The following is a 12,214-nucleotide window of genomic DNA, read 5'->3' as shown; positions in this document are numbered from 1 at the left end:
CTATTTGAGATTCAAACCCAATGCGAACAGTCGTATTTATAGCAAGAGTGACGGCTTCGCTGTCCCTCTCTCCAACAGAATTGGGTTTTCTTGAATCCCTGATCCTCAGGCAAAACTAGAGGAGCCCAGATCAGTAGGAACATCTTGCCAGCGTCCCTGCCCTACGGCTCTGTTAGCTTCTTTTAAGGAGACTTCCCCCGTATAAAGTGCCCGCCCGACAATCGCCCCAGTCACACCGATCGCTTCGAGTGCCAATAGATTGAGCAAATCTCGAACCGAACTCACTCCCCCGGAGGCAATCACGGGTATAGAAATCGCTTCAGCCAGTTCTCGCAGTGCCTCTTGATTGGGACCCTGGAGGGTGCCATCGCGATGGATATCGGTGTAAATGATGCTGCTCACCCCCAACCCTGCCATGTGCTGCGCCAGGGCGATCGCCTCTACTTCAGAATTTTCTAGCCATCCCCGTGTGGCGACCTTGCCGTTGCGAGCATCAATGCCCACAACAATCTGTCCCGGAAATTCTTGACAGAGCGTTTCAACCAGATCAGGTTTTTCGACCGCGACGGTGCCCAAAATCACTCGTTGCACCCCCAGGCTGATCAACTCTGCTACACTCTGGCGATCGCGTAACCCACCCCCAACCTGAACGGGCACATTGACAGCCTGGGTAATCGCGGCAATGACCGATTGGTTAACCGGGTGTCCAGCTTTAGCACCGTCTAAATCGACCAGATGCAGCCGTGTTGCTCCCTGCTCGACCCACTGCTGGGCAACAGCGACCGGATTTTCGTCAAATACCTGCGATCGCTGATAATCGCCCTGATATAGACGCACACACTGCCCGCCAAGCAAATCAATTGCTGGGATAATTTCCATAATTCCGCATCCAAACTTAAAAAAATCTGCCCAAAACGCTGCATTTCTAGAAACAACAATATACTATCGACTCGAACCAAATCTATTGAGCACGATTGAGCAAATTGGCAGCAGTCGCAAAATCAAGCGCAGGCAATCTCCATCTACAGCACAATGAAACAGGATATGGCGCATTGCCCGATATCGTGATCCTGAGTCAGTTGTGAAAGCGCCCGCCCGAAGGGCGGGCGCTTTCACAACTGATCATTTTCGCAAATCAAATAGGATTGCTATACGGGAATAGTTTTGTCTAGAAAACCGAAGGTTTCCCAGGCAAAACCATTCTCAGACCCAGCAATCCCTTTATATTGAATAAGAGCCTATCCAAACCGTGATGAGAATCAGTTCCTCACCTTAGGATCACAAATTAATTAAAATCCGGACGTTTATGTTTGGCAGCGCGGCGTCGCCGCGCTGCCAAACATAAACGTCCGGGTTTATTAAATCCACCATTATCTCTTGTGTATGCAAACCATTTCTGAAGAAAAGGCACCCGTCTCCTCTTCATCTTCTCCAGCAACGCTTGCTTTAGATGTCGGTGGCATGAAGTGTGCAGGGTGTGTTAAGGCGGTTGAAAATCGATTGAGCGAGCAGGCTGGGGTACTCTCCGCAACCGTCAATTTGGTCACGGAAGTGGCAATGGTTGAATACCAACCCCAACTGATCGACGCTACAACTCTGGCTCAGTCGCTAACAACCGGCGGATTTCCCAGCAAAGTCCGGTGGGCATCTGACGAAGCGATCGCCGTCGAACAACACTCGCTTCTCAGCCCTGCCGAAAAACAACAGCAAGAAACCCAAAAACAGTTTCGTCAGGTTGCGATCGCGGCGATTCTCCTGATCCTCTCCACCATCGGGCATCTCAAACATTTTGGCTGGGGCGTGCCCATTCTCAGCGACATCTGGTTTCACTGGGCACTGGCGACCCTCACATTCATCGTTCCCGGTCGTCCCATCTTGGTAGCCGGGTGGCAGGGCTTGCGGCACAACATGCCCAATATGAATACCCTCGTTGGCTTAGGCACGTTAGCATCCTATGCGACGAGCGTTGTTGCCTTAGCATTACCGCAGTTGGGCTGGGACTGTTTCTTTGATGAGCCTGTCATGCTCATGGGCTTTATCTTGCTGGGACGGGCGCTAGAACAACGAGCCCGAGGGCAAGCTGCTGCTGCGTTTCAGTCACTCCTCAGCTTACAACCAGATTTAGCCCGTCTGATCCAGGATGAACAGGGCACCGTTATTGAATTACCTGCCGATCGGGTGAAGGTGGGTGAATGGTTACAGGTCTTACCCGGCGACAAAATTCCGGTCGATGGTCAGGTAAAACGAGGCGAAACCACAGTCAATGAGTCGATGCTAACGGGAGAATCGATGCCCGTATTAAAGCAACCGGGGGACTGGCTATCGGCAGGCAGTCTTAACCAATCGGGGGCGATCGCCATGCAAGCGACGCGCACGGGCAAAGATACTACCCTCTCGCAAATTATTGCCCTGGTTGAAGCAGCGCAAACCCGCAAAGCCCCTGTGCAAAAACTGGCAGATACAGTGGCAGGCTATTTTACTTACATCGTATTGGCGATCGCCCTGCTGACATTTGTCTTTTGGTATTTTGTTGGCGCGAATCTCTGGACAGAGATGCTAACCCATGCAGAACACGCTATGTCTGGAATGCAGGGTTCTGGAATGCAGGGTCAGGATGTGACCGTGGCAACCCAGGCGATGGCTGGCATGGATGCAGGGCAGATTGCACCGAGCTACCCTCGGCTATTGCTCAGCCTCAAACTGGCGATCGCTGTACTGGTCGTTGCCTGTCCCTGTGCCCTGGGTTTAGCGACGCCCACTGCTATTTTGGTTGGCTCTAGCCTGGGAGCCGAACGTGGCATCTTGATTCGGGGGGGGGATGTTTTAGAAAAAGTGCATCGACTGACCACCGTTGTGTTTGATAAAACGGGCACCCTGACCACCGGACAACCGGCGGTGACAGATTGTATTCCCTTAGTCCCACACATTTCGGCATCAGACCTGTTGCAACTGGCTGCAACTGTAGAAAGTGGAACTCGCCATCCGCTCTCGGCTGCGATCCTGAGTCAGGCACAGCAAAAACAGTTGCCGTTGCTAACAGCGCACAGTTTCGCGACCCAAGCCGGGTTTGGTGTTTCGGCATCGGTTGCCGGACACACTGTATGGCTGGGGACATCTGCATGGTTGCAGCAAAACCATATTGCCATCGAGGATGCGGCATTACAAACGGCTAAAACCCTGACAAACGCCGGTAAAACCGTCGTTTATGTAGCGGCGGATCAGGTACTAATCGGACTCATCGCGGTTTTAGATACCTTACGCAGCGATGCCAAAGCAACGATCGCACAACTACGCCAGATGGGGTTGAACATTATGTTGTTGACTGGGGATCACCCGGCAGCAGCGCACCATATTGCCCAATCATTAGGGTTATCGCCAGAGCAGGTCTTATCGGATGTACGGCCCGATGGCAAAGTAGAAGCGATCGCCCAACTCCAGCAGCAAGGCAACTATGTTGCCATGGTAGGCGATGGCATTAACGACTCTCCGGCACTGGCTCAGGCGAACGTCAGTATTTCTCTCCACTCTGGCACAGCCGCTGCGATTGAGACTGCCGAAATTGTTCTGATGCGCGATCGGCTCCTGGGTGTCGTAGAATCAATCAGGCTGAGTCAAGCAACCTTTGCTAAGATTCGACAAAATCTCTTTTGGGCACTGGCATACAATATCGTAGGGATTCCTGCGGCAGCCGGGTTCCTGGTTCCGACCTTAGGAATTACTCTTAGCCCTGCAACCGCAGGCGCACTGATGGCGTTTAGCTCAGTCAGTGTTGTCACCAACTCCCTCTTACTCAGACGATTTCCTCCGTCTAAATTTTGATCGGTATCTTCCCCCAATCCGCCTTTCCAGTGGTGTTTGATTCGTTGAGTGCTACTCTTGAAATAGCAAGATTGAAGGGTGTAGATTTAAATCAAATCTGGAACTTTAGGAACCCAGTTAGGCTCTCAGAGTGAGAAACGCTTAAATTGAGTTAATACTTAAGCGAGCATAAGTTTGAGCGGCTTTGGGCAGAATCTTGATCCTTTTGCTTTGGGCTGGAAACTGCATTGTTAACCCATAGCCTCGACCATTTGACAGACAGCTTCCATAGGCTGTTGTTGTAGTCGTATCGCTGATTTATTGATGGCTACCTCAGAACCCCAACAAAATCATCTGCTCATTATTGAAGACAATAAGGGACGTCGAGAGTTCATCCTAGACAGTCCTGTTTACTCTATTGGCAGAGATCCTAAGTGTGATATTCGCTTGATTTCTCAATTTGTCTCTCGTCGCCACGCCACCCTGGTTCAGCTTCCCAATGAAGATGGCAGCTATTATTACCGCATCGTAGACGGTAATTTAAAAGGAAAGCCCAGCGCCAATGGGCTGCTAATCAATGGGCGCAAGCTACAGGCTCACGACCTTCAAGATGAAGACAAGATCGTCTTTGGACCTCAAGTTCATGCGCTGTATTACTTACTAAAACGGGATGCTGTTGCCACAGTGCCGCCCGATGAGTTTGATATCACGCTGATCAGCCCCAATATGGTGGGTGACCCAGAAGATCAAGATTCAGACGATCTGGATGATGAGGATATGGAAGACTCAGAGGCAGATGAAGAGTTTGATACAGATTTAGTTTAAGCGTCGAATCTATCCCCTCGGGGGAGCAATGCAATTCGTTCAGCTATCCGGAGAAGGAACTGTGTAGACTTGCAGGGCGATCGCCCTGGGTCTCACTTAATAGTTTGGGTAATCCTAAAAAAGTAATGATTTTTTGTGGCGCGGGCATCGCCCGCGCCACAAAAAATCATTAGATGAATACCACCACTATATTTTGAATTAATTTATGTCTCACTTGACCCATCGGAGTCTGGGCGATCGCCACCCTGTTCGCCTGCCGTGGCCAGAGGGGGCACAGGATCATAGCCACCCGGATGAAACGGATGGCACTTAGAGACGCGCCGAATTGCCATGAAGCTTCCGCGCCACGGTCCAAAACGAGCGATCGCCTCAATGGCATATTGAGAGCAGGTAGGCTGAAAACGACAGACGGGCGGGTAGAGCGGGGATATCAGTACGCGATACAGGCGAATGAATCCAATGAAGAGGTGTTTCATGGCTGAATGTTCTAGAAATATCCTGCTGGATGAGTAGTTTCATAGTCAGGACAATTGATCGCCATCTCCGAAAGAGCATGACTGGGGTGAATTGGACATTTGAGGTGATAGTCTCTGGTGAAATATTTACAGTTTGCACAGGGGACTTGATGCATCTGTTTTGCCCTGGCAACGCTCTCTTGCGTCGTTACCCAAAGGCTCCAGACTGCCATAAAAATCATGCCCCAGGCAACCACAAAGCACAAAGGAACAATAACAGGCTGAATCCAGTGGATCAGACGATAGATGGCATACAGAAATAGCTGAATCACAGTAGCATCACCCAACCGACAGCACTAAGCGAGCAACATCATGGGGTGCGACTCAGTCGCACCCCATGATGTTGGTTAATAACATCTATTCTATGCGGACTCTGAGTTTTGCAACCTTTGGGGACTGTTTAGAGACTAGAAATACAAATAAAATTCCAGTTTGGGTGCGGCATGGCGAAGCCATGCCGCACCCAAACTGGAATTTTATTGAACCGCAGATCCTTACGGGTTCATGTTAATGTTCGTTTTCAGCTCGGCTGCCAGTAATTCCAGCCTTTTTTTCTCTCGCCTTAAATTTTCTTCTAGCTGCTGAATTTGATCTTGGCGAGCCTCCAACTCTAGTGCCCGCTGATCTAATTCTTGTTCGTCCGTCTTGAGTTCGGTTGCTAACAGCTCAAGTTGTTTTTTCTCTCGTTTTAAATTTTCTTCTAGCTCTTGAATTTGGTCTCGACGGGCTTCCATTTCTAAGGCGCGCCGACCCAATTCTTGACTTTGCAGGGTGAGTGCCTGACGCCACTGCTCGGCGCGTTCTGTTTCTTCCTGCAAGGTTGCAGGCGTAATGCCGCTGACTAAAAATTGATCCACCAGGGCAAGTACCCAGGCGGTTGCATCTTGAATATGCTTAACTTGCCGGGTGTTAGAAAGTTCTAAGAGAACCAAACTGCCTTCTTTGCAGTCGTCCCCGCCTTCTGAGGCAAAAACATATTCTGCATCAGTAATGACTGTCCAAGTATACTCAGACTTTTGTTGGGCAAGTAGTTTAAACTCAACCTTGCCCTCAGGATCTCGTTTTTCTACCTGAGCCAGATGTAGCATCGCCACAAAAGATTACGAATCCTTGAAAAAAAGTATATTCGCATATCTTTTAAGAGACAGGGTCATCTCTGTCTTGATTCTATAAAGATATGTTAGTTGGTAGATAAACCCAGGAGCTTTTCATCTGAAAAGCTGGAGAGTCAAAGCTAGATACACGGGTCATCAATTTGCTTTCAGCTTCGTCATTTCGATAGATCCACAGGTATTAATCAAACCTTGAGACTCATCTCGAAATCATTGACCTTGACCTCGACATTCCTGTAAACGGGTGACTGATGACTACACGAACACTTTACCTCATTCTAAAGTTGTTGCAGTCTGCTCCGCAGAATTTCTGCCTGTTTTTCTGCCTCGGTAAGCGTATCCCTTGCCGATTGAACGACATCAGCCGGTGCTTTCTCAACAAATTTGGGATTGTTGAGGCGATCGCCTAGAGATTTAATCTCTGCCTCAACCTTGGCTAAATCTTTAAGCAACTTACCCCGCAATGCATCGACATCAACGACCCCTGCCAGAGGGATGAGAACTTGAACGGTACCGACGACCCCGGCAACCATTTGTTGACGGGTGGCGGGGGGTTCGGGGTTGATCGCCTCAGATTCAACCACGGCAGCACTAGCCATTTTCGGCATTGTCTGGTGAATTACCTCTGCTGAAGGCATTTCTGGCTGACCCACCAATTCTTCTTTAAGGGTGTTGAACTTGGCAACAAACTCCTGACGACTGGTGGAGTTGAGTAAATAGCGATAGACAAACCAGAGAGTATAAACCAACCCAATCAGTTTGAGTAGGATGGGTAACACTGGCACGCTATCGATCGCCCATAAAATATCGATCGTAAGCTTGGCACCCACCAAAACCAGAAACAGCAGTGCCAGATTGACAACTGGCTTGCGGTAGTCTTTTAACCAGGATTTAGACTGCTGCACCACTCTGAGAAATTGCTCACCGAATTCACTCAACGATGGGCTACTGGTTGTACCAGCGGTAGCCGGTTCGACAATGGTCAACTGTTCTACCTTTGCCAGATCTTTGATATAGAACTGACCTGCCGTAAGAATCTGACGTTCGCGATCGCTTTCGGTTTGTAATAACGTCTGAATCTTGATCCCCGGTTTAATGTCGGCTTCTGCCCGGAGATTGCGAATGGTACGGATAGTGCCGATGATTAATTCAAACCGTTGCTCTAAATCCAGATTGATGAACGACGAGTCGGCAGTTGGGTAGGCTTGCAATGCCAGCGTTTGTTCTTCGCCAATTTGGTTGAGGGTATGCCAAATTTCTTCGGTAATGTGAGGGGTAAAGGGATGGAGCAAGCGCAAAATGCCCTCCAGCACATGCGCCAGGGTTTGCTGCGCTACGCGGCGAGACGGGGAGTCTTGCTGGAGTCTAGATTTTGCCAGTTCGATATACCAGTCGCAGAAGTCACCCCAAATGAACTCATAGAGTTCTTTCGCCGATTCGCCCATGCCGTAGTGATCCAGGTGATGTTCGACCGATTGGACGACCTGATGATACCGCGACAAAATCCAGCGATCGCTCAATTCCAACGCATCCACATCGGGCTGACCCAATTGACCAGGCGTTTGCCCATCCAGGTTCATCATTACAAACCGGGCAGCATTCCACAGCTTATTGGTAAAGTTGCGCGACGCTTCTACGGAAACAGATTCATCAGTTTTGCGGTTATATTCCAGCCGAACATCTTGTCCGGCTCCGACAACTTCCCGGATCAACGTATAGCGCAGGGCATCTGTGCCATATTTGTCGATCAAAATCAAGGGATCAATACCATTGTTAGAAGACTTGGACATCTTCTTATTGTTTTCATCCCGCACCAGACCGTGGATATAAACCGTCTGGAATGGCATATTGCCCATAAAATGCCCTGCCATCATTGTCATGCGGGCAACCCAGAAGAAAATGATGTCAAAGCCTGTTACCAGGGTGGTGGTGGGATAGTAAAACGCTAAGTCTTCTGTTTCTTGGGGCCAACCCATCGTTGAAAAGGGCCATAAACCAGAAGAAAACCAGGTATCCAGCACATCGGGATCTTGTTCGAGCTGAACGCTCTCACCAAATTGGGCGATCGCCTGTTCTCGGGCTTCTGCCAGACTGGGTGCAACAAAGAAGGGAGTATGATCCGTTATTTCGCCGCCCGTTTCGCTAACGGCATACCAGGCCGGGATCTGATGCCCCCACCACAGCTGACGTGAAATGCACCAATCTCGCAAGCTTACCAGCCAATCCCGATACACTTTCGTCCACCGATCGGGAACGAAAACGGGTTCATTTTTTTGGTCGAGAAACTCAAGTGCCCGGTCTGCCATGGGGCGAATTTTGACGAACCATTGAGTGGATAACAGCGGTTCTACCGGAACTTTGCCGCGATCGCTATAGGGCACCGTGTGCTTATATTCTTCAACTCGCACCAGGACGCCATCTTCTTCTAACCGTTGCACCACATTTTTGCGAGCCACAAAGCGGTCTTGCCCTGCAAATGGACCTGCATTTTCATTTAAGGTGCCGTCTTTGTGCAACAGGTTAATGAACGGCAGATTGTGCCGTTGACCCATGTCAAAGTCATTGGGATCATGAGCAGGCGTGACTTTAACACACCCTGTACCAAAGGACGCATCGACATACTCATCTGCAATGATGGGGATTTCGCGCTGCATAATCGGCAGCATCAGCGTTTTGCCCACCAAATCTCTGTAGCGATCGTCGTTGGGGTTCACGGCAACCGCCGTATCACCCAGCATGGTTTCTGGGCGTGTGGTGGCGACTTCTACATATCCCGATCCATCGGTCAGAGGGTAGCGAAAATGCCAGAGATTACCAGTGACTTCGACATTTTCTACTTCCAGATCCGATACAGCCGACTGGCTGGCGGGGCACCAGTTGACCATATATTTGCCTCGATAGATTAGCCCCTCTTTATACAGCTGAGTAAAGGCTGTGAGAACGGCCTTAGACAAGCCTTCATCCATGGTGAAGCGTTCGCGAGTCCAATCTACCGACACACCTAAGCGGCGCAACTGCCCAACAATGGTGCCGCCTGATTCTTCCTTCCACTGCCATGCCCGTTCTAAAAACGCCTCACGCCCGACCTGGTCACGGGTTTTGCCCTGCTGACGCAGTTCTCGCTCTAGAATCGTTTGCACGGCAATGCTGGCATGATCTGTTCCCGGTAGCCACAATGTGTTCCGCCCTTTCATCCGGTGATAGCGAACCAGAACATCGATCAAGGCATTCTCAAAGGCGTGCCCCATGTGCAAGCTGCCCGTGACATTGGGCGGCGGAATGACCACACAGAAAGGCTCTCCACCTGCGTTGGGGTCTGCCCTGAAGCATTGTTTGGATTCCCAATACTTTTGCCACTTGATTTCGGTTGTAGAGGGATCGTATTGGCTGGGCAGTGTTGGGATAGTTGCAGTCATGCCAGGAAATTCAACTCTTCTAATCACGGTTTAGATGGCTCTCAGGCAATGCTGCCTTGGCAGATAGATTGGAACGGGAACCCTCAGGTTTTTTGCTCAACCCTATCTGACTGATGACGCAATGCCCTTTTTAACGTTACAGGACAGACGCACGTTGTGTCGTGCCCGAAGGACTGGAACCACGAGAAAAAATAATGAGATCGACGAGAGCATCGCTCCCGCGTCATTAATTGTCACGGGGTTGTGTTCTACGTTATCTAAAATTTTGCCATGTTGAACGAGCAGTTATCAGATTCCTTTTTCTACCGACGGATTTTTAACCGCAGAGTTTCACCGATATAGCGCTGTACGGGTTGATTCAGTCAGTGTTGTGGGGCGCGGAGTACTGAACAAACTTGCATAGCGCTATAGACCAACAATGAAGAAACAATGGAGTAGGGGGGTATTGAGAGAGAGTCGCGCTCTGCGCGGCTACTTGTACTTGATGCAATCAGAAGTTGCTACACCCAAAAAGGTAGGCTTTGCAGACTGATTGTGTTCGCCAATCGGGCAATTCTAGATTGGGCGTTTGATCGGGCAATAGTTGAGACAAATGCTATGGGATGCCACCCCTGGTGTCGGACGCACTTGAGTAGACCAGGTAATAGGTTGAAAGCCATGCTCTGAAAGGCTTTTGACCCATCATCAATCTGATTTTAAGTGCGAGATCAAGTAATATCCTTTCTTCTCTACCTTTTGAATTGAACAACTATCTCTCACGATGGAAGGTTCCAACAAGGCTGATTGATAAATTAAGGACATAAACGTGAGGTCTTCAGAAGGATTTCAACCATGAATATTTTAGCTTGGATTGTTTTAGGTCTGGTTGCAGGTGCGATCGCAAAGGCGATTTACCCAGGTCATCAAGGTGGCGGTATCTTAGGAACCATGATATTGGGAATTATCGGCGCTTTCGTCGGTGGCTCTCTGTTTACACTTTTGTCTACAGGGTCACTCCAACTAACAGCGGTAGGATTTAGCTTGCCAGGTCTGTTTGTTGCCATCATCGGTGCCATTATCGCAATCTTCCTGTGGGGTCTGTTTACCCGACGGACAGCCGTGTAATCAGGGTGTTTTCAGCATAGTTTTTGGGGTATAGAAGAGGGGGATGTAGGTATTGACTGCATCCCTTTTTTGTGTGCGATCGCCAGCTTGAATCTAATTTTGAATCTAATACTATTGCCTGCTGTTGAAGTACGGTTTTGGTCTAGGGATTGAATCAAATACATTCTTTTTGTGGCAGCGATAGCGAAGCTATCACTGCCACAAAAAGAATGCATTTTACGTTTAACGTCATCCCCACCATCAGCAACACCAAAAGAAGCATCGGTGAACTAATCAGTGATCTTAAAGAATCTAACCTGATACAACCGAGTCAGGTTGGGAGATCGTAAGTGTAATTGCTATCATCACAGATATGAGTATGGCTGAACGGGAAACTCCAAGTTTTACGTTTAACGCCATACCCATGTGGGACTTGCGTCAGCATGGAAATGCCTGCGGTGCGTTACGGCGATCGCCTAACACACCCTCAAAGGCAAACATTACTGGTTTACAAGTCCCCAGCCGCCTGATCTCAATATGATGCTACAGCCGTCGTTAGATTAATTTCCCCAGCCTCATTTATAAAACAATGTTAAATCGTCACGTTTTCCGAATCGTCCTTCTGGCACTGCTGGGCTCTGCTACATGCCTGACTATTGCTCTGCCGCAGCCTGCCACTGCCCAATCTTTCTCTGAACGGATTCAAGGAATTTTTAGCCGAGAACGGTCTGAAGGTAATGCGTCGGGACGATCTAGAGGAGGTGCGATTCGCAGTGAAACCACCCAATCAGGCGGTTTGATTCCGTTAGTTCCCTCTAGTTCTTTAGGGACAACGGTAGAAGCGTATCCCAGCTTCTGGTTTTATTGGTCACCCGATGCCATTTCAACAGGCGATCGCACTTCAGCCCCTCTTTCTGCCGAGTTCATCTTACTGGATGACAACCAAATGCCGGTTTTAGAACAACCGATCGCCGTTGCGCTACCGGAAACCGCAGGAATTGTTCGCTTTCAGGTGCCAACCAATCAACCCGGTTTAGAGGTTGGTCGGCAATATCAATGGATCTTTTCGGTCGTAGTCAACCCCGATATGCCATCCGACGACAACGCTGTGTCGGGATGGGTCGAGCGGGTGGCAACCGATGCCGAACTCAGTCAGCAACTGGCTGTTACACCTGCCTCTGATCAATACATGATCTATGCGAATCACGATATCTGGCAAGAAATGCTGACCCAGTTGGCACTCCATCGGACGGAGCATCCTCAGGAATGGATTGGACTCTTGGGGTTGTTTCATTTGCAAGAAATGGCTCAAACCCCTGTCTTAGAATTGCAACCGCAAACCGACACCGTCCCGCCCGTTCAGTAGACTCTGGTTTTGAAGATAAATTGGGTTATTCTCAGTCCCTCATCCTGTGTTGCTGCCTGGGCAAGCCCAGGCAGCAACACGTCGTTTTATGGCATTGCT

Annotated in this window: 10 protein-coding genes; 5 read left to right on the top strand and 5 right to left on the bottom strand. The window is 49.5% G+C overall.

All coding sequences use genetic code 11. From position 1 onward, the window contains the following. Positions 1-105: 105 nt before the first annotated feature. Positions 106-879: a 1-(5-phosphoribosyl)-5-[(5-phosphoribosylamino)methylideneamino]imidazole-4-carboxamide isomerase gene (hisA, locus tag ACR6Z4_RS02580; RefSeq protein WP_479715645.1), complete on the bottom strand. Its 774-nt coding sequence runs from the start codon at positions 877-879 to the stop codon at positions 106-108. Between the two features lie 504 nt (positions 880-1,383). Between hisA and ACR6Z4_RS02575 the strand changes: the two genes are divergently transcribed. Then, on the top strand, positions 1,384-3,819 hold the full coding sequence (locus tag ACR6Z4_RS02575; protein ID WP_479715644.1) for a heavy metal translocating P-type ATPase: 2,436 nt from the start codon (positions 1,384-1,386) through the stop codon (positions 3,817-3,819). Positions 3,820-4,122: 303 nt separating this feature from the next. Next, positions 4,123-4,623, top strand: coding sequence for an FHA domain-containing protein (locus ACR6Z4_RS02570; protein ID WP_479715643.1), 501 nt, complete (start codon positions 4,123-4,125; stop codon positions 4,621-4,623). A 203-nt stretch (positions 4,624-4,826) separates the two neighbouring features. Here the strand turns inward: ACR6Z4_RS02570 and yidD are convergent, their stop codons facing one another. The 4 genes from yidD to ACR6Z4_RS02550 form a co-directional block, all read right to left on the bottom strand. Further along, entirely contained in the window at positions 4,827-5,099 is a 273-nt protein-coding gene (yidD, locus tag ACR6Z4_RS02565) for a membrane protein insertion efficiency factor YidD (protein WP_479715642.1), read from the bottom strand. Between the two features lie 11 nt (positions 5,100-5,110). Then, on the bottom strand, positions 5,111-5,410 hold the full coding sequence (locus ACR6Z4_RS02560; RefSeq protein ID WP_479715641.1) for a hypothetical protein: 300 nt from the start codon (positions 5,408-5,410) through the stop codon (positions 5,111-5,113). Positions 5,411-5,632: 222 nt separating this feature from the next. Next, complete coding sequence (locus ACR6Z4_RS02555; protein ID WP_479715725.1) at positions 5,633-6,226, bottom strand: hypothetical protein; 594 nt, start codon at positions 6,224-6,226, stop codon at positions 5,633-5,635. A 302-nt stretch (positions 6,227-6,528) separates the two neighbouring features. Beyond that, the gene (locus ACR6Z4_RS02550; protein ID WP_479715640.1) at positions 6,529-9,666 is read right to left on the bottom strand and encodes a valine--tRNA ligase; all 3,138 of its coding nucleotides are present in this window, start codon (positions 9,664-9,666) and stop codon (positions 6,529-6,531) included. A gap of 831 nt (positions 9,667-10,497) precedes the next feature. Between ACR6Z4_RS02550 and ACR6Z4_RS02545 the strand changes: the two genes are divergently transcribed. From ACR6Z4_RS02545 to ACR6Z4_RS02535, 3 genes are all read left to right on the top strand, one after another. Then, positions 10,498-10,770 carry a GlsB/YeaQ/YmgE family stress response membrane protein gene (locus ACR6Z4_RS02545; protein WP_479715639.1) on the top strand — a complete coding sequence of 91 codons (273 nt, stop codon included), beginning with the start codon at positions 10,498-10,500 and terminating at the stop codon, positions 10,768-10,770. A gap of 358 nt (positions 10,771-11,128) precedes the next feature. Then, positions 11,129-11,290: a hypothetical protein gene (locus tag ACR6Z4_RS02540; protein ID WP_479715638.1), complete on the top strand. Its 162-nt coding sequence runs from the start codon at positions 11,129-11,131 to the stop codon at positions 11,288-11,290. 48 nt (positions 11,291-11,338) lie between these two features. Beyond that, positions 11,339-12,115 (top strand): DUF928 domain-containing protein, encoded by a 777-nt coding sequence (locus ACR6Z4_RS02535; RefSeq protein WP_479715637.1) that lies wholly within the window; start codon positions 11,339-11,341, stop codon positions 12,113-12,115. Positions 12,116-12,214: the final 99 nt, after the last annotated feature.

The sequence above is a fragment of the Calyptranema fuscum S582 genome (genome assembly GCF_055793305.1).
Note: the sequence above shows the minus strand (reverse complement) of the source record. Positions and strands in the feature narration are given on the sequence as shown.

Coding starts and splice junctions, on each gene's coding strand:
- ACR6Z4_RS02570 (WP_479715643.1), top strand. CDS start 4,123: ATGGCTACCTCAGAACCCCAACAAAATCATCTGCTCATTATTGAAGAC.
- ACR6Z4_RS02540 (WP_479715638.1), top strand. CDS start 11,129: ATGGCTGAACGGGAAACTCCAAGTTTTACGTTTAACGCCATACCCATG.
- ACR6Z4_RS02555 (WP_479715725.1), bottom strand. CDS start 6,226: ATGCTACATCTGGCTCAGGTAGAAAAACGAGATCCTGAGGGCAAGGTT.
- ACR6Z4_RS02575 (WP_479715644.1), top strand. CDS start 1,384: ATGCAAACCATTTCTGAAGAAAAGGCACCCGTCTCCTCTTCATCTTCT.
- ACR6Z4_RS02550 (WP_479715640.1), bottom strand. CDS start 9,666: ATGACTGCAACTATCCCAACACTGCCCAGCCAATACGATCCCTCTACA.
- ACR6Z4_RS02545 (WP_479715639.1), top strand. CDS start 10,498: ATGAATATTTTAGCTTGGATTGTTTTAGGTCTGGTTGCAGGTGCGATC.
- hisA (WP_479715645.1), bottom strand. CDS start 879: ATGGAAATTATCCCAGCAATTGATTTGCTTGGCGGGCAGTGTGTGCGT.
- ACR6Z4_RS02535 (WP_479715637.1), top strand. CDS start 11,339: ATGTTAAATCGTCACGTTTTCCGAATCGTCCTTCTGGCACTGCTGGGC.
- yidD (WP_479715642.1), bottom strand. CDS start 5,099: ATGAAACACCTCTTCATTGGATTCATTCGCCTGTATCGCGTACTGATA.